Source organism: Aromatoleum evansii (assembly GCF_045689615.1).
Taxonomy (GTDB): Bacteria; Pseudomonadota; Gammaproteobacteria; order Burkholderiales; family Rhodocyclaceae; genus Aromatoleum; species Aromatoleum evansii.
On record NZ_CP141259.1, the window covers coordinates 3,954,261 to 3,975,309 of the forward strand.

Annotated in this window: 21 protein-coding genes; 9 read left to right on the plus strand and 12 right to left on the minus strand. The window is 67.1% G+C overall.

From position 1 onward, the window contains the following. Window positions 1-2: 2 nt before the first annotated feature. Entirely contained in the window at window positions 3-1,322 is a 1,320-nt protein-coding gene (locus U5817_RS18505) for an extracellular solute-binding protein (RefSeq protein WP_407278369.1), read from the minus strand. 152 nt (window positions 1,323-1,474) lie between these two features. Between U5817_RS18505 and U5817_RS18510 the strand changes: the two genes are divergently transcribed. From U5817_RS18510 to U5817_RS18525, 4 genes are all read left to right on the plus strand, one after another. Continuing rightward, window positions 1,475-1,885 (plus strand): hypothetical protein, encoded by a 411-nt coding sequence (locus U5817_RS18510; RefSeq protein ID WP_407278370.1) that lies wholly within the window; start codon window positions 1,475-1,477, stop codon window positions 1,883-1,885. Window positions 1,886-2,025: 140 nt separating this feature from the next. After that, window positions 2,026-3,135 carry a 23S rRNA (cytidine(2498)-2'-O)-methyltransferase RlmM gene (gene rlmM / locus U5817_RS18515; RefSeq protein WP_407278371.1) on the plus strand — a complete coding sequence of 370 codons (1,110 nt, stop codon included), beginning with the start codon at window positions 2,026-2,028 and terminating at the stop codon, window positions 3,133-3,135. Between the two features lie 205 nt (window positions 3,136-3,340). Then, a complete protein-coding gene (locus tag U5817_RS18520; RefSeq protein WP_407278372.1) occupies window positions 3,341-4,801 on the plus strand; it encodes a DEAD/DEAH box helicase in 1,461 nt (486 codons plus the stop codon). Between the two features lie 168 nt (window positions 4,802-4,969). Continuing rightward, complete coding sequence (locus U5817_RS18525) at window positions 4,970-6,817, plus strand: EAL domain-containing protein (protein WP_407278373.1); 1,848 nt, start codon at window positions 4,970-4,972, stop codon at window positions 6,815-6,817. Window positions 6,818-6,827: 10 nt separating this feature from the next. Here the strand turns inward: U5817_RS18525 and U5817_RS18530 are convergent, their stop codons facing one another. The 4 genes from U5817_RS18530 to U5817_RS18545 form a co-directional block, all read right to left on the minus strand. Then, entirely contained in the window at window positions 6,828-7,160 is a 333-nt protein-coding gene (locus U5817_RS18530; protein WP_407278374.1) for a hypothetical protein, read from the minus strand. 106 nt (window positions 7,161-7,266) lie between these two features. Then, window positions 7,267-8,640, minus strand: coding sequence for an NAD(P)(+) transhydrogenase (Re/Si-specific) subunit beta (locus U5817_RS18535; RefSeq protein ID WP_407278375.1), 1,374 nt, complete (start codon window positions 8,638-8,640; stop codon window positions 7,267-7,269). Beyond that, window positions 8,637-8,933 (minus strand): NAD(P) transhydrogenase subunit alpha, encoded by a 297-nt coding sequence (locus tag U5817_RS18540; protein WP_169129670.1) that lies wholly within the window; start codon window positions 8,931-8,933, stop codon window positions 8,637-8,639. Before U5817_RS18540 ends, U5817_RS18535 begins: the two co-directional genes overlap by 4 nt. A gap of 13 nt (window positions 8,934-8,946) precedes the next feature. Continuing rightward, window positions 8,947-10,071: an NAD(P) transhydrogenase subunit alpha gene (locus tag U5817_RS18545; RefSeq protein ID WP_407278376.1), complete on the minus strand. Its 1,125-nt coding sequence runs from the start codon at window positions 10,069-10,071 to the stop codon at window positions 8,947-8,949. Between the two features lie 272 nt (window positions 10,072-10,343). On the opposite strand from U5817_RS18545, the gene corA reads away from it, so the two are divergent. Beyond that, entirely contained in the window at window positions 10,344-11,441 is a 1,098-nt protein-coding gene (gene corA / locus U5817_RS18550; protein WP_407278377.1) for a magnesium/cobalt transporter CorA, read from the plus strand. Here the strand turns inward: corA and U5817_RS18555 are convergent. From U5817_RS18555 to U5817_RS18580, 6 genes are all read right to left on the minus strand, one after another. Further along, entirely contained in the window at window positions 11,430-12,191 is a 762-nt protein-coding gene (locus U5817_RS18555; RefSeq protein ID WP_169129664.1) for a PP2C family serine/threonine-protein phosphatase, read from the minus strand. The two genes, corA and U5817_RS18555, sit on opposite strands and share 12 nt — an antisense overlap. Before the next feature lie 194 nt (window positions 12,192-12,385). Beyond that, window positions 12,386-13,630, minus strand: a complete 1,245-nt coding sequence (gene glcF / locus U5817_RS18560; RefSeq protein WP_407278378.1) for a glycolate oxidase subunit GlcF — start codon at window positions 13,628-13,630, stop codon at window positions 12,386-12,388. Between the two features lie 2 nt (window positions 13,631-13,632). Further along, entirely contained in the window at window positions 13,633-14,706 is a 1,074-nt protein-coding gene (glcE, locus tag U5817_RS18565) for a glycolate oxidase subunit GlcE (protein WP_407278379.1), read from the minus strand. After that, a complete protein-coding gene (locus tag U5817_RS18570) occupies window positions 14,703-14,885 on the minus strand; it encodes a hypothetical protein (protein ID WP_169129658.1) in 183 nt (60 codons plus the stop codon). Before U5817_RS18570 ends, glcE begins: the two co-directional genes overlap by 4 nt. Further along, window positions 14,885-16,396, minus strand: coding sequence for an FAD-linked oxidase C-terminal domain-containing protein (locus U5817_RS18575; RefSeq protein ID WP_407278380.1), 1,512 nt, complete (start codon window positions 16,394-16,396; stop codon window positions 14,885-14,887). The genes U5817_RS18570 and U5817_RS18575 overlap by 1 nt, the downstream gene beginning before the upstream one ends. Beyond that, window positions 16,393-17,214: a FadR/GntR family transcriptional regulator gene (locus U5817_RS18580; protein ID WP_169129654.1), complete on the minus strand. Its 822-nt coding sequence runs from the start codon at window positions 17,212-17,214 to the stop codon at window positions 16,393-16,395. The genes U5817_RS18575 and U5817_RS18580 overlap by 4 nt, the downstream gene beginning before the upstream one ends. Before the next feature lie 206 nt (window positions 17,215-17,420). On the opposite strand from U5817_RS18580, the gene rplU reads away from it, so the two are divergent. From rplU to proB, 4 genes are all read left to right on the plus strand, one after another. Beyond that, a complete protein-coding gene (gene rplU, locus U5817_RS18585) occupies window positions 17,421-17,732 on the plus strand; it encodes a 50S ribosomal protein L21 (RefSeq protein ID WP_121427262.1) in 312 nt (103 codons plus the stop codon). Between the two features lie 24 nt (window positions 17,733-17,756). Next, window positions 17,757-18,020, plus strand: coding sequence for a 50S ribosomal protein L27 (gene rpmA / locus U5817_RS18590; RefSeq protein WP_121427261.1), 264 nt, complete (start codon window positions 17,757-17,759; stop codon window positions 18,018-18,020). A gap of 87 nt (window positions 18,021-18,107) precedes the next feature. Then, window positions 18,108-19,304, plus strand: a complete 1,197-nt coding sequence (cgtA, locus tag U5817_RS18595; RefSeq protein WP_407278381.1) for an Obg family GTPase CgtA — start codon at window positions 18,108-18,110, stop codon at window positions 19,302-19,304. 59 nt (window positions 19,305-19,363) lie between these two features. After that, window positions 19,364-20,479, plus strand: a complete 1,116-nt coding sequence (proB, locus tag U5817_RS18600; RefSeq protein ID WP_407278382.1) for a glutamate 5-kinase — start codon at window positions 19,364-19,366, stop codon at window positions 20,477-20,479. Here proB and U5817_RS18605 read toward each other — a convergent pair. After that, on the minus strand, window positions 20,476-21,039 hold the full coding sequence (locus U5817_RS18605; RefSeq protein ID WP_407278383.1) for a type II secretion system protein: 564 nt from the start codon (window positions 21,037-21,039) through the stop codon (window positions 20,476-20,478). The two genes, proB and U5817_RS18605, sit on opposite strands and share 4 nt — an antisense overlap. Window positions 21,040-21,049 lie beyond the last annotated feature (10 nt).

Below are 21,049 nucleotides of genomic sequence, written 5' to 3' on the forward strand. Positions count from 1 at the left end.
GTTCAGCGCGAAACCGGGAACATCGCCTGGACGCGCGTTACCGCGTTGTCCAGCGCTTCCTTGGCCGGCTTGCGGTCGGCCCACACGGCGCTCAGCTCCTCGTCGAGGATGCCCAGCACGCGCGCGCGACCGATGAAGCCGGACGCGCTCGAGTCCGGTGTCGCCGGCTTGTTGCCGAGCTGCGCGACGGCGACCTTGACGTTCTCGAGGTCTGCGCCGAGAACGTCGCTCTGGGCGGCAAACAGGCCCGCGCGGTTGAGCGGCAGATAGCCGGATTCGCGCTGCCAGGCGATCTGGTTTTCCGGTTGCAGCCAGAAGGCGACAAAGCGGGCGACGCCCTTGTATTCGGCCGGCTTCTTGCCCGCCGCGACCCACATTGCGGCACCGTCGGCGAGGGTGTTCTGCGGGGCGCCCGGGAAATCCTCGTGATACGGCAACGGCGCGATGGCGATGTCGAATCCGGCCTTGCGGCGGAAATCGGTCCAGCTCGACGACGGTGCGGCAATGACTGCACACTCGCCCGACGCGAAGCGCTGCTCGGCCTCGGCCTGGGCGTCAAAGGTGTGGAGGTAGCGGGCGCGATGCCAACTCGCCATCATCGCGACGTGCTTGACCTGCAGCATGCCGTTAAAGGCGGGGCGCTCGACCTTTCCCTGGCGCGCCGCGACCGGCTCGTTGTGCCAGGCACTGGTATTGCCGATCATGACGCGTCCGGGCTGGGACACGGTGTAGGGGCATTTCGACCCCGCATCGAAGAGCTGGCCGAGGGCCTGCTGCAGGTCGAACCAGGTCTTGGGCGGCGTATCGGGATTGAGCCCCGCGCGCTGGAATTCCTTGCGGTTGATGTACATGACGGGCGTCGACAACCCCACTGGCAGCGCAAGCAACTGGCCCTTTGCGTCCGTGAGGGTGCGATCCATCATTGCGGGCGGCTTGAGCGTCTGCAGCGGCACGCCGGCTTCGCGCATCACGCTGGAGAGGGCCTTGTAGCGGGGCTTGCCGTCGGCGAGGAACTGGTCTTCGGCGCTGCCCTCCAGGATCGCCATATGCGGCGCGTCCGTGTCGCTCCAGCTCGCAGCCTTGACGACGAGACGATAATCCTTGCTTCCTTCGTTGAAGCGCGCTGCGATCTTCTGCAGCGCCTCTTCGCGCTCGGGGCTGAGCTGATGCACGAGCCGGATCTCGGTCGGCCCCGCCGGTTCTGCGGCCGCCTTGGCAGGCTTGGCCTTCGCAGCCTGCGCAGCGACCGGAAATCCAACACACACCACCGCGGCAATACCCGCCACGACACCATTGCGCAACATGCGAGCCAAAGGCTTCATCCCTGCTTCCTTAACGACCGTAGAATTCCAAAGAACACATTATAAAACCCTTCCACCCTGTCGGCCCGGGGCGGGACTCGAACATTGCGTCAAGATTTTTCCTCCACGGACGTTATAAGGGGAGAACCCCTTGACCGGTACAAGGTAAGCCCATGCTCGCGCAACGTGTAACCCCTCTCCTCCTGCTCCTGAGCCTCAGCGCCTGCGAGCAGCTGAGCAACGCGCTCGACCTGCCCGACCCGCAGAAGACGGCCGCCCTGGCGGAGGCCGAGGGGAAGGCGATCGGAGGCGCGTGCCGGCACGCCGGCCGCTCGCTGGAAGACTGCTATGCACTCAACGCCAAGGCGCAGAAGGCAGCCATCTTCGCAGGCTGGCGCGAGATGAACGACTACATGACGCAGAACAACCTGCCGACCGTCCCGTCGCAGGTCGCCCACCCCCAGGCGCCAACTCCCGCAGCAACCATGCCGGCAGCCGTCGCTGCCAGCGCCACGGCCGATGCCGGCACAGCCGCAGCGCCGGCGGAAGACCGCACGGCGAAACGCCCGCGCGCGGTGCCGTGACCGCGTCGTGATGACTCCCTGCATGCCGCACGAGCGCCGGATGCCTCCCGGCGCTTTGCGGCGCCCCCGCCGCGGCTTATCATCCGCAGCCATTCGATAACCGCACACAGCGCGGGCCTTCCCGCTGCGAGTCCCTCCCCATGTCCCTGTCCCCGTCGCCGCGATCCGGCTTTGCCGCCAACGGCCTTCTTGCACTCTGTCGTTCCGGCTTCGAGAAGGAAACCGCGGCCGAACTCGATGAATTCGCCGCCGGACTCGGGCTGATGGGTTTCGTGCGTGCCCAGCCGGGCAAGGCGTTCGTCGTGTTCGAAACGCCCGAACCGGCGCCCTTCGCGGAACTGGCCGAACTCTGCGACTGGCGCAGCCTGATCTTCGCCCGCCAGCTCCTTCCCTGGTTCGCGCGCATCACCGACCTGCCCGAGCGCGACCGCGCGACGCCGATCGTCGCTGCGGCGCGTGCCAGCGGCCAGCGCTTCGCCGACCTGTTGCTGGAGACGCCCGACACCGACGAGGCGAAACAGCAGTCGGGCTTCTGCAAGCGCTTCACGGCCCCGCTGCAACGCGAGCTGGACAAGGCCAACACCTTCCGCGAACGCGCCAAGGGCCTTCCCGCGCTGCACGTGCTGTTCTCCGACGCCCACACGGCCTGGCTGTGCGCGGCCCTGCCGGGGCGCGCGGCGCTGTGGCCGATGGGTATCCCGCGCCTGCGCATGCTGCGCGAAGCGGCCAGCCGCTCGACGCTGAAGCTCGCCGAGGCCTTCTTCACGCTGCTCACCGAGGAGGAACGCACTGCGAGCCTGCGTCCGGGCCTGCGCGCCGTGGACCTCGGCGCCGCACCTGGCGGGTGGACCTGGCAGCTGGCGCACCGGGGGCTGCGCGTCACCGCGATCGACAACGGCCCGATGGCACCGTCGGTGATGGCCACGGAACTGGTCGAGCACGTGCGCGCGGACGGTTTCACATGGCGCCCGCCACGCCCGGTGGAGTGGCTGGTGTGCGACATGGTCGAACAGCCGACGCGCGTCGCTGCGCTGATGGCCGACTGGATCGGCGCGGGCCGATGCCGCCGCGCGATGTTCAACCTGAAGCTGCCGATGAAGAAGCGCCTCGAGGCGGTCGAGCAGTGCCGCACGATCATCGCCAAGCGCCTCGGGCCGCACGGGCCATTCGAGCTTCGCATGAAGCACCTCTACCACGACCGCGAAGAGATCACCTGCTACCTGGCGCTGAAAAATCCGGGCGGTACTTGAGCGCCGCGTGCCGTCGGGGGCGGCCCACTCACTGCATCGCAACAAACGGGCGCGATCGTGCATGTATAATGCTCGTTTTAAAGCACCCGGCCTGCCGGTTGGCGCGAGCCCTTTCCGGAACCCCTGCGTTCCGGTCTCCGTTCCTCCAGTCGCCTCTTCTGGCGTCGCGCCCGACGCGACAGGCCCCCATGGAAGATAGGCGCCTATGAGCTTCGCCGACCTCGGGTTGAATCCCGAGTTGTTACGCGCTGTGGCCGACACCGGCTACACCACCCCTACCCCGATCCAGCAGCAGGCCATCCCTGTCGTGTTGTCCGGCCGCGACGTGATGGGCGGTGCGCAGACGGGTACCGGCAAGACCGCCGGCTTCACGCTGCCGCTGTTGCAGCGCCTTTCCCGCCACGCCAGCACTTCGACCAGCCCCGCGCGCCACCCGGTGCGTGCGCTGATCCTCGCGCCGACGCGCGAACTGGCGATGCAGGTGTTCGAGTCGGTGAAGACCTACAGCAAGTACGTCCCGCTGCGCAGCACCTGCATCTATGGCGGCGTCGACATGAAGCCGCAGATCCAGGAACTGCGCAACGGCGTCGAGATCGTCGTCGCCACGCCCGGACGCCTGCTCGACCACGTGCAGCAGAGGACGATCGTGCTGAACCAGGTCGAAATGCTGGTGCTCGATGAAGCGGACCGCATGCTGGACATGGGCTTCATCCCGGACATCCGCCGCATCCTCGACCTGCTGCCGGCCTCGCGCCAGAGCCTGCTGTTCTCGGCGACCTTCTCGGACGAGATCAAGAAACTCGCCGACCAGATGCTCAAGGAGCCGCAACTGATCGAGGTCGCACGCCGCAACATGGTGTCGGAGACGATCACGCACCGCGTGCACCCCGTGTCGGCCGGCCTCAAGCGCAACCTGCTTGCGCACATCCTGCGCCACGAACCGGACACCCAGGCGCTGGTGTTCGTCGCAACGAAGATTGAATGCGGGCGGCTTGCGCACTTCCTCGAGCGCCACGACATCGCTGCCGACGCGATCCACGGCGACAAGGGCCAGGCACAGCGCACCGAGACACTGGAGGCGTTCAAGTCGGGCAAGCTGCGCGTGCTGGTGGCGACCGACGTTGCCGCGCGCGGACTGGATATCGACGACCTGCCTTCGGTGATCAACTTCGAACTGCCGCACACGGCGGAAGATTACGTGCACCGAATCGGCCGCACCGGTCGCGCGGGTCGACAGGGGCGCGCGGTGTCCCTCGTGAGCGCCGAGGAGAAGCACCTTCTCGCCGAGATCGAGAAACTGATCAAGCTGCAGATTCCGCAGGAAGCGGTGCCGGGGTTCGATCCGGAGCCCGATTTCCACGAGACCGGAACACGCGGCAGGGGCCGCCGCAGCCCGTCCGGGAAGACGTCAGATGCGCCACGCGAGCCGGCACCGAGCGTCCGCAGCACGCCCCCCTCCCGCAACGCCGACACGCGCCGCCGCGGCAAATCCATGATCGCTGCCGACGGTTTCGATTTCAGCAAGCCCTACGAACCGACCACGCCCGTCGCAGCGACCAGTGCAAGCCTGCAGTCGACGGAAACCGCGGCCGAGAAGCGCGGCGCACCGCCTCGCCGCCATGCGCGCCCGATCGCGGTCCTGCTGGGCGGCCTGGGGCGCAAGTAAGCCCTTGCGCGGGCGGCTGCCGCCCGGCGCCGCGCCGATGCGCATCGTACGGCAATCGGGCGGAATTGGGGGTTCCCTTGCCGCCTATTCGGGGCAATCGTTGCGATACGTTCGAGTATTCTGGGTCTACGCCGAAACGCCGCCCGAATACGTGGAATGACCGCCCCCATGAACGCAGCCCGTCGCCCGCAGGGTAACGAAAACCCCGAAGAAGAGCCCTTCATCCCGGATCTCTCCGAAGGCGCGGAGACGGGGCTCTACCTTGCCCTCTTCGAACTGATCGACGAGGGCCTGATCATCACGGGCGACGAGGTGGTACTGGAGGCCAACAGTGCGGCCTGCCGCCTGCTCGAACGCGACTATCGGCAACTTGCAGGGAAGCCTCTCGCCGACCTCTTCCCTTCCGAACGCGATTTCCTCGATGCACGCGCCCGCCTCTTCATCCAAGGCGAGATGCGCGGCAGCCTGCGCGTGTCCTTGCCGGGCGAGCGGCATCGCGACCTGCGCTTCGTCGCCGCGGCACGCATCCGGCCCGGCATCCACGCGTTGATCCTGAGCCCCGACGTCATCGCCGAGGCGTACGCAAGCACCACATTCGACGAGGCACCGGCAGTGGATGCGCTGTGGCCGCGCCTCGCGGCGGCATTGGAGCAGCCGGTTATCGTCATCGACGAGCGCGACCGCATCGCAGCTGCGAACGCGGCAGCCCTAGGCGCATTGGGACTCACCCGCGGAAACCTGATCGGGCAGGCCGTTGCGGACTGCCTCGGCATCGACTGGCCAGCCGCGGATGCGGCACAGATCGCACGCCTCAAAGTGCCGGGCCGCACAGGCGAGATCACCGCGCGCGTACTCGCCGGACCGAAACCGGACTGGCGTCTCCTGCTCCTGCCGCCCGCACGACACGGCGCGGCACCGGAAGATGCACCGGCCGCGCCAGGCGACAGCGTACTGGAACGCATGTTCGTCGATAGCCCCCTGCCGACCTTGCTCTGCGAGGGGCCGCAGCTGCGCATCCTCGCCGCCAACGCTGCGGCGGCCCGCGTATATGGCTACTCGCGCGAAACCCTATGCACGATGGAGATCGGCGCGCTGCGCACGACGCCGGGCGACGGCCGGCACGCCGGCGAACCGGGAATCTGGCAGCACCGGCGTTGCGACGGGACCACCTTCGATGTCGACATCGTCACGTATGCGCTCGACGCGGCCGCCCACCCGGGCCTCACGGTGGTGATGCACGACCTGCCCGAGGCGCCCCTCCTGGCGTTCGAGACGCGCTTGCGCCAAGCGGTCGACCTGAGGCAGTTGGACGTCCATTTCCAGCCGCTGGTCGATGTCCGCGACGGCACCGTACATGCCGGCGAAGCCTTGCTGCGTTGGCAGCATCCGGAACTCGGGACGATTCCCTTCCAGCGCTTCGCCGGAGTCGCGCGCGATGCTGGACAGCTCGTGCGCATGGGCGACTGGGTGCTGCACGCAGCCTGCACGGCGGCGGCGGCATGGCCGCAGCATGAAGGCCGCGACGTGCGCGTCGTCGTGAACGTGGCGCTCGAGCAGCTGCTGCAAGGCAACCTTGGGGAACGCGTGCACCACGCGCTGAGCGCGTCTGGCCTGGATGCCGAGCGGTTGGAACTGGATCTCGACGAGCGTGTGCTCAATGACGAGCACACCCGCCTGATCGACATGCTGCAGTCCATCGCGGAAAGCGGGGTACGGCTGGCGATCGACGATTACGGCCGTGGCCTGTCGTCGATTCCCCGCCTCAAGCGCTACCCGTTGAACGCGCTGAAGCTCGACCACCTTCTGGTGCGCGAGGTGGGCATCCGCGAAGACAGCGAGGCCATCGTCGAGGCGATCGCCGGCATGGCCGGGATCCTCGGTCTGGAGGTGCTCGCGCGCGGCGTCGAGACCGAAGCACAGGAAGCATTCCTGTCTGCGCTCGGCTGCCGACTGCAGCAAGGACCGCTCTTCGGGCAGCCGATGACCGCCGGCGCCTTCGGCGCTTTCCTCGCCTGAGGCGGGGCAGTCAGTAAGCGAGCAGCGTGCGGCAGGTTTCCGCGCGGCCAGTGATGCGGCTGAAGCTCTCGAGCTGCGCCTTCACGAAATCGTCCGGCACGCGCTCGTCGGCGCAATAGTCGCGCAGTTGCAGCGCGTAAGCGAGGTTCTGAAGGTCGCTCCGGGTGCGCGCCAGCGCGGGATAGCGGTAGCCGGTGGTGTCGCGGAAGGAGCGATCCGGTTTCGCTGTATCGGTTGCGGCAACAGGCGGTGGCGACACGTCGGCTTGCGCGGTCGCGCTCTGCGCGGGCAGGGCCGCGCAAAACAGCAGGGTAAAACTCGCAAGCAGGGCACGCCGCAGCATCGGCCAGTCCTCGCCAATCACCGGTTCCCGATATTACGGCACGCCACGCCGGGAACTGAAGCGACCTGCCCCCTTTCGGGATCCGCAGGCCGCTTCCAGAGGATGCTCAGACCTCCAGCGCCTTCACATGGGTGATCACCTCGCCGATGATCTGCTGCGCACTGCCGTACAGCATGCGGCAGTTGTCCTTGTAGAACAGCGCGTTCTCGATGCCCGAGTAGCCCGCGCCCTGGCCGCGTTTGACGACGATGACGTTGTGCGCCATGTCGACGTTGAGGATGGGCATGCCGTAGATCGGGCTCGTCTTGTCGGTGCGCGCGACCGGGTTCACGACGTCGTTCGCGCCGATCACCAGCGCCACGTCCGCCTGCGGGAAGTCGGCGTTGATCTCCTCCAGGTCGAAGATCTTGTCGTAGGGCACGCCGGCCTCGGCCAGCAGCACGTTCATGTGGCCGGGCATGCGACCCGCGACCGGATGGATCGCGAACGCGACGTCGACGCCGCCTTCCTCCAGCAACTGCGCCATCTCCCACACCTTGTGCTGCGCGCCGGCCACCGCCATGCCGTAACCGGGGACGATGATGACCTTGGACGCGTAGCGCATGACGGAGGCCGCATCGAGGGCGGACAGTTCTTTCATCGTGCCTTCGATCGCCTCGCCACCGCCTGCCGCTGCACCCGAGAGCGGCGTGAAGATGACGTTCCTGATCGGACGGTTCATCGCCTTGGCCATGAGCTGGGTGAGCAGCGTACCGGACGCGCCGACGACGATGCCCGCGACGATCAGCGCCGGGTTGCCGAGCACGTAGCCTTCGAAGCCGACCGCGAGGCCCGTGAAGGCGTTGAGCAGCGAGATCACGACCGGCATGTCGGCGCCGCCGATAGGCATCGTCAGGATCGCGCCGAGCACGAGCGCGACGACGAAGAACGCGATGACGATGACGGCGGGCGGAGTCTCGGTGACGATGATCGCCAGGCCGAGCACCACGGCGAGCCCCGCGAGCACGATGTTCACGAGGTTCTGCTGCGGCAGACGCCAGGTCTTGGTCATGATGCCCTGCAGCTTGGCGAAGGCGACGCACGAGCCCGAGAACGCGACCGAGCCGATCAGCGCCCCCAGGACCGCGAGCGTCGTCGCGGTGACGCCGTGCGTGCCGCCGCGGGCGAACTCGAGCGCCGCGATTGCCGCCGCCGCGCCGCCACCCATCCCGTTGTAGATCGCGACCATCTGCGGCATGTCGGTCATCTTGACGACCTTGCCGCTCCACCACGCGACCGCGCCGCCGGTAACGATGGCGGTGATCATCAGGCCGTAGTTCTGCATGCCCGGGGTGTAGAAGGTGACGAGGGTGGCCGCGATCATCGCGTAGCCGGCCCATACGATGCCCTTGCGCGCGGTGACGGGCGAGCTCATCGCCTTCAGGCCGAGGATGAACACCACGGCGACCGCGAAATAGGCCAGCTGGATCACGCCGCTCATTGCGCACCTCCAGTCTTGGACTTGAACATCGCGAGCATGCGCTCGGTGACGACGTAGCCGCCGGCAGCGTTGGCAGCGCCCAGGAACACCGCGACGAAGCCTATGACGAGCTGCGTCGGGTCCTCCGGGTCGGCGTGGCCGAGCACGACCATCGCACCGACAAGCACGACACCATGCACGAAGTTGGAACCCGACATCAGCGGGGTATGCAGGATCACCGGCACGCGCGAGATCACTTCGTATCCCGTGAATGCGGCCAGCATGAAGATGTACAGCGCAGTAATACCTTCCACGTTTGCGTCCCCCTTACAGTCCCAGAACCTGCTTCACACCCGCGTGTCGCAGCTCGCCCGCGTGGGTGAGGCAGCAGCCGGCCACCACTTCGTCCTCCCAGTCGAGCACGAGCTCGCCGTCCTTGATGAAGGGGGAAATGAAGTTGTAGAGGTTCTTGGCGTACATCTCGGACGCATGTACGGGCATGCGGCTGGCGATGTTGGTGGGACCGATCACGAGCACGTCGCCCACCCAGGTCTTTTCGCCGGCGACGGTGCCTTCAACGTTGCCGCCGGAGTCGGCCGCCATGTCGACGACGACCGCGCCCGGCTTCATGCGCGCAACCATGTCTGCGCTGATGATCCTCGGCGCCTTCTTGCCGGGAATCGCCGCGGTGGTGATCAGCGCGTCGCATCCGGCCACCGCTTTCGCGAGGCGCTCGGCCTGCTTCGCCTTCTCCTCGTCGGTGAGCTCGCGCGCATAGCCGCCGGTGCCGGCCGCGGAGACGCCCGTGTCGACGAACTTCGCGCCCAGCGACTCGATCTGTTCGCGCGTCTCGGGACGCACGTCATAGGCCTCGACCATCGCGCCAATACGGCGCGCGGTGGCGATCGCCTGCAGGCCCGCAACACCTGCGCCGATCACCAGCACCTTGGCCGGACGAATGGTACCGGCCGCATAGGTGAGCATGGGGAAGAACTTGGGGCTGTGGTCGGCCGCGATCAGCGCGCACTCGTAGCCGGCGACTGCGCCCTGGCTGGAGAGCACGTCCATGCTCTGCGAGCGCGTGATGCGCGGCAGCAACTCCAGCGCGAAGCTGGTGATCTGCTTCTCCATCAGCTGTCGGGCGCGCTCCGCACTAGACCAAGGCTGCAGCATCCCCAGCAGCACCGCACCCGGCTTCATCGCCGCGATGAGCTCCGCCGAGGGGGGCTGCACGCACAGCACGGCATCGGCTGCGGCGCACACCTCGACGCCGTTCGAGGCGAGCTGGACCTCTCCGAACATGTCGTCGCGCAGGTGCGCCGGCATGCCCGCGCCGGCCTGGATCACGACCTTGGCACCAAGTCCAAGGTATCTCTTCACTACATCGGGAACGACCGACAAACGTCGCTCGCCGGCAATCGCTTCCGCTGGCACTCCGATCAACAGAGCCATTGGCTGTCCTCCCAGACTGGGTTGGTAAATGTGTACGCTTGCGCGGGCCAACTCCGACGGCGGACATAGATACACTGCGGCCGACTGCTCCGCAGCGCAATTTCCGTTTTCGACTCTCCGATGATCCGCGACTGAATCTGCAGGTGCTGGCGCCATCACCTGTTCTGTTTTCTTGATGCAAACTGCAAATCCCTTGCAATTTGCAGGGGGCGCTTGACGGATAATACCGATTGCCATTTACAGCGCAACCTGTTCCTGCAAGAAAATTCCCGATGAAGACGTCACGCAACAGCACCCGCAGACGCAAAACGATGGCGATCACGACGGCGAAGGCGGGCCTTCCGCCGGGCTCGCTGGTCCACGTCGGCGCGGTGAAGACCGATCGCCCCGAGATCACGCTGATCGCTTACGACGAAAACGGAATCGAGGAGAAACGCTTCGCGAGCATCGTCGAATCGCGCGATTACAAGCCGGCGCACGGGCGCCTGTGGCTCAACGTGCACGGCCTGCAGGATGCCGAGATCCTCGGCGAGATTGGTCGGCGCTTCCACTTGCATCCGCTGGTGCTCGAAGACATCCTGAACACGCACCAGCGACCGAAGATCGAGGACTACGGCAACTACCTCTACTGCGTCCTGCGCGTGTTTGAGTACGACGCGGCGTCGCGCACGCTCGGTTCCGACCAGATCAGCGTGGTCCTGGGGGAAAACTTCGTCCTGACCTTCCAGGAACGACGCACGGGCATCTTCGAGCCGATCCGTGAGCGCCTGCGCGTCCCCCAGGCACCCGTGCTGAAACGCGGCACCGATTACCTCGCGTACACCCTGTTCGATGCGGTCATCGACCGGTATTTCATCGTCGTCGACCGGCTCGGCGACACCGCCGAACAGCTCGAGGACGATGCGCTGGCCAGTCCGACCCCGACACTGCTGCGCACGATCAATCTGGTGAAACACGATACCCAGCTGGTACGACGGGCGATCTGGCCGCTGCGCGAGGTCCTGAACGGCCTGCTGCGCGGAGAAAGCGCCTTCTTCCAGCCGGAAACCCGCCTCTACCTGCGCGATGTCTACGACCACACCATCCATGTGATCGAGACACTGGATGCCGTGCGCGAACTGCTCGGCGATCTGATGGATATCTACCTGTCAGCCGTCAGCAACCGCCTGAACGTCGAGGTCCGCATCCTCACGGTGTTGACGACACTCTTCCTGCCGGCGACGCTCATCAGCGGCATCTTCGGCATGAATTTCGAATGGATGCCCCTGATCGCCGACGCACGGGGCTTCTACATCGCACTGGCGATGATGGGCGGGGTCGCTACCGCGATGGCCGCAGCGTTCTGGCGGCGCAACTGGCTAAGACTGTGAAGCGGGCGCCTCGACGAGCTTGATCAGCGCGAGGGAGATGTTGTCGCCCGCGCCCGCCCCGCGCTTGCGCGCGCGTTCGACGAGCACCTCGGCGGCGTCGCGGGCGCGGCGCGAGCATACTTCGGCGGAAATCTCCGCATCCGATAGCAGGCCCCACAAGCCGTCCGAGCACAGCAGGAAACTGTCCCCGGCCTGCGGCTGCACCGCCTGACCCAGGCACACCTCGGGAGGCCTTTCGCTCCCCAGGCAGGACAACAGGACATTGCGCCGGGGGTGGATGCGGGCACCGGCGTCGTTCAGCTGTCCCTTGCGCTGCAGGTCGCCGACGACCGAATGGTCCTCGCTGCGAGCCACCACGCGATTATCGCGAAAGTGATACAGACGAGAATCCCCGCAATGCGCCCAGCGTATCTCGCCGGGTTGCAGCACCAACACGACCGCGGTGCTGTGCGGCTCCTTCTCGCTCGTCAGCCGCGTGAGACGGATGATCAGGTGAGCGTCGTTGACGATGGTGTTCAGCAGGCTTCCTGCATCCTCCGAGCGCGGAGAATAGTCGTCGAAGTTTTGCCGCGCCTTGAGCAGCACCTGCTCCGCCGCCATCGCACCGCCGGTATGCCCGCCCATGCCATCGGCAAGCACCGCCATGAGCATCCCGCGCTCGCGCGGATGGGCAAACACGCCCACACGATCCTGCTGTTCGCGCCGATCTCCGATATGGCTCGCAACGCAGGTTTCCACTGTGATTGGCATGGGCGAATAGGCTCGTTCTTTTGCGCCGATATTACAGTGACTACCTACTTAGCGGTAGATCGCGGAGCACCACCTTGCATGCGCACGTGACGAGGTTCACACCCGAATCGGGACATCGCCCCCTCCGACGGTCTGTCACGTTCATTGCCGCTCGGCAAGGGCGGCGCGCCCCTGACGGAGCGCGCCGCAGACGCTTACAGCGGGAAGCCGTTGAGGCGGCTGTCGACCAGTTCGACCCAATGCCGCACCGGCGTCGTGGTACCCGCCTGGAGATGGGTCATGCAGCCAATATTGGCCGAAGCGATCATCGTCGCGCCGCCTTCACCCAGCGCCGCGAGCTTGTTCGCGCGCAGCTGTTTCGACAGTTCCGGCTGAAGCAGCGAGTAGGTGCCCGCCGAACCGCAGCACAGGTGGCCGTCGCGAACGGGCGTGAGCGTGAAGCCGGCGGTCGTCAGCAGGCTCTCGACGACACCGCGGATCTGTTGGCCGTGCTGCAACGTGCAGGGGGACTGGAAGGCCACCGCCACGGCCTCGCCACGCCGCGTCCTGAGCAACTCCTGCAGCTTTTCCCCCTCGGCCGCGACGATCTCGCTCACGTCGCGCGTCATCGCCGAGATCCTGGCAGCCTTCTCGGCATAGGCCGGATCCTGAGCGAGCAGGTGCCCGTAGTCCTTGACCTGCACGCCGCAGCCCGAGGCCGTCATCACGATCGCTTCGACCTCGCCACGCTCGACCGCCGGCCACCACGCGTCGATGTTGCGCCGCGCATCGTCGCGCCCGCCTTCCTGGTCGTTGAGATGGAAGCGCACGGCGCCGCAGCAGCCTGCCCCCGGCTGCTCGACAAGGGAGACGCCGACGGCGTCGAGCACGCGCGCGGTCGCGGCATTGATCGACGGCGCCATCGCGGGCTGCGCACAGCCGGCCAGCGCGATCATGCGCCGGGCGTGGCGCGGCTTCGGCCAGGGACCGCTGGGACGCGCATCCGGCACCTTCTCCTTCAGGGCTGCGGGCAGCAGTCCGCGCACCGCGCGGCCGGCCTTCATTGCGATGCCGAACACGTCGGCACGCGGCACGAACTCGCGCAGCGCCCAACGCTTGGCCGCCTCGGCACCGCTGCGCGGCACGCGCTGTTCGATGATGTGGCGGCCGATGTCGGCGAGCCGGCTGTAATGCACGCCCGACGGACAGGTCGACTCGCACGAGCGGCACGTCAGGCAGCGGTCCAGGTGCAGGCGCGTCTTCTCGGTGACATCGTGGCCTTCGAGGAGCTGCTTGATCAGGTAGATGCGCCCGCGCGGCCCGTCGAGCTCGTCGCCGAGGAGCTGGTAGGTCGGACAGGTGGCGGTGCAGAAGCCGCAATGCACGCAGGCGCGCAGGATCGCTTCGGCCTCGCGCCCTTCGGGCGTGTCCTTGATGAAATCGGCAAGTTGGGTCTGCATGTTCAGATTCCGTCGTAGAGGCGGCCGGGATTGAGGATCCCCGCCGGATCGAAGGCCTGCTTGAGGCGACGATGGATCGCCATCACCGGCGCGGGAACCGGCTGGAAGACGTCGCCTGCCCGGTCGAACCCGCGGAAGGCCGTCGCATGCCCACCCAGTGCTGCGACGCGATCGCGGATCGTCGCCGCGGGCGCATCCGAACGCAACCAGCGCAGCGCACCGCCCCACTCGATCAGCTGCCTGCCCGCCAGCTTCACCGGCGCGGCCGAACTCGGCAGCGACAGGCGCCACAGGACCTCGCCCGGCGCGACGTTCGCGAAGTACCCGTCCGTCTGCTCGCGAATGTCCTGCCACAGGTCGGCGGCGACATCGTCCGCCAGCACCTCGCCGCCGAGCTTGCGCTCGGCCGCCCGCACGGCAGCCTCAGCACCCGACAGGCGCAGATGCAGAGCACCATCGGCCCAGGACGACGCCGAAACGGGCAAGGGCTGCCCGCCCCAGTCGTTGAGGCGTTCGATCGCCTCCTTCTCGCCCAGCGCGAAGCGCAGCGTGGTCTCCGCAACCGGGCGCGGCAGCACCTTCAGCGACACGTCGAGGATCACGCCCAGCGTCCCGAGACTGCCGGCGATGGCACGCGACACATCGTAGCCGGCGACGTTCTTCATCACCTGGCCGCCGAAGGACAGCACCTCGCCGCGCCCGTCGACGATGCGCACGCCGAGGACGAAATCGCGCAAGGCCCCGGCCGTTGCGCGCCGCGGACCGGACAAGCCCGTCGCCACACAACCGCCCACCGTCGCCCCGGCACCGAAATGCGGCGGCTCGAACGCGAGCATCTGGCCGCGCTCGGCGACCAGCGCCTCGAGTTCCGCGAGCGGCGTGCCCGCGCGCACCGTCACGACCAGCTCGGTCGGTTCGTAGCTGACCACGCCCGTATGGCCGCGGGTGTCGAACACCTCGCCGGCCGGGGTGCGCCCGTAGAAATCCTTCGTGCCGCCGCCACGCACCTGCTGCGGCGTTCCGGCTTCCGCGGCGGCGCGCACGCGCTCGCGCCACTGTTCAGTCAAATCGCTCATTCGCTCTCCGCCTTGTTCCCTGTCTTGTCCTTGGTGCCGCCCGCTGCCTGCTTCGGCCTCTTCGGCGCGCCCACCTTCCGGTCCTGCCGCTCGGCGATCGCCCGCAATGCGAGCCAGGAGCCGATCAGCGACATGACCGGCACCACCACCAGAAGAAACTGGATCCAGCCCCGATCCATCAGAAACGGGGGATGTCCGGATACGGGACATGCCCGTTGCTCACCCGCATACGCCCGTACTCGGCACAGCGGTTGAGCGTGGGGATCGCCTTGCCGGGATTGAGCAGCCCGCGCGCATCGAATGCGCCCTTCACGCGGAAGAACATCGTCAGCTCCGGACGCGTGAACTGGCTGCACATCTGGTTGATCTTCTCGATCCCGACCCCATGCTCGCCGGTGATCGTGCCGCCGAGCGCGACCGACAGCTCGAGGATGTCCGCGCCGAAGGCTTCCGCGCGCTCGAGTTCGCCTTCCTGGTTCGCATCGAACAGGATGAGCGGATGCAGGTTGCCGTCGCCGGCATGGAACACGTTGATGCAGCGCAGGCCGTGCTTGCCCTCCATCTCCTGGATCGCCTCGAGCATCTCGCCCAGGCGCTTGCGCGGGATGGTGCCGTCCATGCAGTAGTAGTCGGGCGAGATGCGTCCCGCGGCGGGGAAGGCCGCCTTGCGGCCGGCCCAGAACTTCATGCGCTCGGCCTCGTCGCGCGACACGCGGATCTCGGTCGCGCCACTAGCCTCAAGCACCGCACGCACGCGCTCGATCTCCTCAGCGACCTCCTCGGGCGTACCGTCCGACTCGCACAGCAGGATCGCCTTCGCGTCCAGCGGATAGCCCGCATGCACGAACTGCTCGACCGCCGCCGTCGCGGGCTGGTCCATCATCTCGAGGCCGGCGGGGATGATGCCGGCAGCGATGATCTCGGCGACCGCCTCACCCGCCTTGATGACGTCGTCAAAGGCCGCCAGCACGCACTGCGCGAGCTGCGGCTTGGGCGTGAGCCTGACGGTCACTTCGGTGACGACCGCGAGCATGCCCTCGGAACCGATCATGAGCGCCAGCAGATCGTAGCCCGGCGCATCCAGGCCATGGTTGCCGATCTCCACGACCTCGCCGTCGATGGTGACCCCGCGCACACGCAGCACGTTATGCACCGTCAGGCCGTACTTGAGGCAATGCACGCCACCCGAGTTTTCGGCGACGTTGCCGCCGATCGTGCACGCGATCTGCGACGACGGGTCGGGTGCGTAATACAGGCCGTGCGGCGAAGCTGCCTCCGAGATCGCAAGATTGCGCACTCCAGGCTGCACGACCGCCGTGCGCGCATGCGCATCCAGATGCAGGATGCGGTTGAAGCGCGCCAGCGACAGCACCACGCCGAACTTGTGCGGCAGCGCGCCCCCCGACAGACCAGTACCGGCACCACGCGCGACGACCGGCACCCCAATCTCGCTGCACACCTTGAGCACCGCGACGACCTGCTCCTCCGTCGTCGGCAGCACCACCACCATCGGCATCTGGCGATACGCCGACAGGCCGTCGCATTCGTACGGACGCAAGTCCTCGGCGTCGTACATCAGCGCCCCCGCCGGCAGTACCCGCGCCAGCGCCTCCACCACCCGAGCCTTGTCGACGGACGAAAAATCCGCCTCCTGCTCGCCCAGAACCACCGGGTCCGCCGCAATGTTCATCGTCCCTTCTCCACTTCGTGCAACGCCTCGTTGCGCGCATCCGCCGCGCGCTTCCCCTTGATTGCCACCAGCTCGCCCCAACGCCGCGCGTCAAGCCCGAAACGCCGCACCGCGCCCGCCAGATGCTCCGTCGCAGCCGCACGTGCGGCGTTCGGATCGCCCGCCGCGATCGCCTCGAAGATCCTCACATGCTCGGCCTGCGAATCGCGCGCCCGCCCGGCGCGGTGACCGGCCTCGTTCCAGGTCGGCGCACGCGAATCGGAAAACTGCTGTCCCATGAATGCCTGGAAACGCTCAATCTGCGGATTGTGCGTCGCCGCCGCGATGGCGACGTGGAAGGCGTCGTCGTCGGTGTGGGCGTCCGCGCCGGTCTCCAGTGCGACCGCCATGCGTTCGAGCGCGTCGCGCATCCGGTCGAGTTCCTGTGGCGAGCAGCGCAGCGCCGCCAGCTCGGCCGCACCGGCCTCGACGAGGTAGCGCAGTTCGAAAATGTCAGATATCTCGCGATCGGACAGGCTGCTCTCCGTCACCGCATCGCCATTGACACCCCCGCGCAGCAGACGGAAACTGCCCTGCCCCGGCCGCGCCGCCACGTAGGCGCCCGAGCCCTGCCGAGTCATCACGCAGCCGTCTGCCTTCAGGCGCGAAATGGCCTCGCGGATCACCGCCCGGCTGACGCCGAAGCGCTCGCACAGGACCTTCTCGGTGGGCAACTGCGCGCCCGCCTTGAGGCCCTGCTCGCTGATCCAGGCTTCAAGCTGGCCCGCGACGACGACGCTCAGCCGCGGTCCGCGCCCTGATTTCTCGTTTGCCCCCATGTACCCGGCGCCTCAAAGTTGTCTGACAACATTCGAATCATAGTTCCACTTCGAGCGAATGTCAGTATTGGGGAATACCCGCACCCGGCGAGATGCCCCGGCAAGGTTCGCAAGTCGGCGCCTAAGCGCTGATTTTCTTGACGATTCTTCGACTGCTCGTGTAAAGTGCGCGATTCCTTTGCAAACCCATCAACTGGAGCAACACCATGTACGCGGTGATAAAAACCGGCGGCAAGCAGTATCGCGTCGCAGCCGGCGAAAAGATCAAGGTAGAACAGATACCGGCTGACGTGGGCTCCGAAATCACCATCGACCAGGTTCTCATGGTCGGCGAGGGCGAGTCGGTCAAGATCGGCACCCCGGTGGTTTCCGGCGCCGCAGTGAAGGCGACCGTGGTTTCCCACGGCCGTCACGAGAAAGTCAAGATTTTCAAGATGCGCCGCCGCAAGCACTACCAGAAGCACCAGGGCCATCGCCAGAACTACACCGAGCTTCGCATCGAAGCGATCTCGGCCTGATCAGAGCCAAGGAGGTAATTCGTCATGGCACACAAAAAAGCTGGCGGTAGTTCCCGTAACGGCCGCGACTCGGAATCGAAACGACTTGGCGTGAAGCGCTACGGCGGCCAATTCGTGCTCGCAGGCAACATCATCGTTCGCCAGCGCGGCACCGAATACCACCCGGGCGAGAACGTCGGCATCGGCAAGGACCACACCCTGTTCGCGCTGAAGGACGGCACCGTGCAGTTCACCGTGAAGGGCGCCTTGCGCCGCCGCACGGTCGTGATCGTGCCCGAAGCCGCCTGAGTTCCGGCGTCAAGGTTCGAAAAGCCCTATCCTTGCGGTAGGGCTTTTTTGTTTTTGCCATAAGCACAACTCGGCACTGCACAGCACATGAAGTTCATTGACGAAGCGCGCATCGAGGTCATGGCCGGCGACGGCGGTAACGGTTCAGCCTCCTTCCGCCGCGAAAAATTCATCCCGCGCGGCGGCCCCGACGGCGGCGATGGCGGCCGTGGCGGCAGCATCTTCGCGGTGGCCGACCGCAACCTCAACACGCTGGTCGACTACCGCTACACGCGCATGCATCGCGCACAACGCGGCGAGAACGGCGGCAACAAGGACTGCTACGGCAAGAGCGGCGAGGACATCACGCTGCGCATGCCGGTCGGCACCGTCATTACCGACTTCGAGAGCGGCGAACTCATCGCCGACCTCAACGTCGATGGCAAGCGCGCACTGATCGCCCGCGGTGGCAAGGGTGGCCTCGGCAACCTGCACTTCAAGTCGAGCGTGAACCGCGCGCCTCGCAAGCGCACCCTCGGCGAGGAAGGCGAACGCCGCATGCTGCGTCTGGAACTCAAGGTGCTGGCCGACGTCGGCCTGCTGGGCATGCCCAACGCCGGCAAGTCGACCTTCATCCGATCGGTCTCGGCCGCCAAGCCGAAGGTCGCCGACTACCCGTTCACGACGCTCGCACCCAACCTGGGCGTCGTGCGCACCGATGAAAACCGCAGCTTCGTCATCGCCGACATCCCCGGCCTGATCGAGGGGGCGGCCGAAGGTGCCGGCCTCGGCCACCGGTTCCTGCGCCACCTGCAGCGTACCCGCGTGCTGCTGCACCTCGTCGACCTCGCGCCTTTCGACCCGGACGCCAACCCCGTCCATGACGCCAAGGCAATCGTCGAGGAATTGCGCAAGTACGACGAGTCGCTGTACAACAAGCCGCGCTGGCTCGCCCTGAACAAGCTGGACCTGGTCCCCGAAGAGGAGCGCGCCGAGCGTATCGCCGCGTTCCTCGAGGCCTACGGCCCGGTGGATCGCCACTTCGAGATCTCCGCCCTCACCGGCGACGGCGTCCGTCCGCTGGTCTTCGCGATCCAGGACTTCCTCGACGCCGACCGCGCCCAGGCCGAAGCCGAGCGCGCGGAACACGCCGCCGAGGAGGCGCGCCTCGCCGCCGAGGCGGAGGCCCGCGCCGAGGCCGCCTACCAGGCGAGGCTGCAGGCGATCCTCGCTGCGGAGGACGACGCGGACGAGGACGAAGACGATCTCGATGAAGCGGACCGGCCGGAGAAGTCCGGCAACTGACCCCGAGTCCGGCCTCGCGCCGGCTCCTCCCCGTTAGCCCACGCTTGCCGTCACAGATCATGCGAAACAAGATCCGCAACGCGCGCCGCCTGGTGGTCAAGGTCGGCAGCGCCCTCGTCACCAACAACGGCACCGGTCTCGACAAGGTCGCGATGGCGGACTGGGCGCGCCAGTTCGCCGCCCTGCGCGAATCCGGCAAGCAGGTCGTGCTGGTATCCTCGGGCGCCATCGCCGCGGGCATGCAGCGCCTGGGCTGGACGAAGCGACCGCAGGAAATGCACAAGCTGCAGGCCGCCGCCGCAGTCGGGCAGATGGGCCTCGTCGAGGCCTACGAAGACGCATTCTCCGGCCACGGCATCCGCACCGCCCAGATCCTGCTCACGCACGACGATCTCGCGGACCGCAAGCGTTACCTGAACGCCCGCTCGACACTGACGACGCTGCTCGAACTCGGCGTCGTGCCGATCATCAACGAGAACGACACCATCGTCACCGACGAGATCAAGTTCGGCGACAACGACACGCTGGGCGCGCTGGTCGCGAACCTCATCGAAGCCGATGCACTGATCATCCTCACCGACCAGAAGGGCCTGTATACGGCCGACCCGCGCCAGGATCCGTCCGCAACGCTGGTTTCCGAAGGACGCGCCGAGGACCGCGCCTACGAGGCGATGGCCGGCGGCGCCGGCACCGGCATCAGCAAGGGCGGCATGATCACGAAGATCCGCGCCGCCCAGCGTGCCGCCCGCAGCGGCGCACACACCTGCATCGCCAGCGGCAACGAGCCCGACGCCCTGATGCGCCTGGGCAAGGGCGAGGCGCTGGGAACCCTGCTCTACGCCACCAGCTCGCCGCTGCAGGCGCGCAAGCAGTGGCTCGCCGACCACCTGCAGCTTGCAGGCGACCTGGTCATCGACGACGGCGCGGCGACGGCGCTGCGCAGCGGGCGCAGCCTGCTGTCGGTTGGCGTGGTGGAAGTGCGCGGCGACTTCGAGCGCGGCTCGGCGGTGGCCTGCCGCACGCCGTCAGGCGAGGAAATCGGCCGCGGGCTAGTCAATTACAGCAGCACGGAATGCCGTCGCGTGGCGCGCAAACCCAGCAGCGAGTTCGAACAGCTGCTCGGCTACATCGACGAGCCGGAACTGATCCACCGCGACAACATGGTGCTGCGCTAATCGCCTGATCCCGGAACGGCTGCGCCGCCCCCGGCACGAGCGGCGGCGGGGCCCGCCCCGGGCGCCACTCCCGGTGCAGTGCCATCGTCCGCTTCGATCGGCCTGAATATCCACTCGGCGTAGCTCCTGACTTCGCCCGTGAGTCCGCCGAGCTCCTTGGGCAGATCATGCTGCCTGATCGGAACGCCCTGCGCGAGGCTATAGACGCCCGCGATTCGCCCCCCGGCCTTTTCCAGGCCCCAGATGGGTTGCGCGGTGAACGGATCGCGATAGATCCTGCGCAGGTGTCTGACGAGAACCGGCCCGCGTCTATCCTCCACCAGTTGCTGCAGGCTTTCGGGCAGGCTGTGATCCGCACCGGCCTTGACATAGCTCGCCAGCGCACGCGAGAACTCGACGCCGATCACCAGCAGTTCCGCCTCGCGCTCGCGCTGCGCCGCCTGCTGCCACACCAGTCCGGTCTGCGCCACCAGCAGGCCGAGCCCCGCGACGATGAACAGCACCAGCAGGTAGGTATAACCTGCCTGCCGCGTCCCGGCGGCACTGGGGCCCGCCCTCACGCCATGCGTT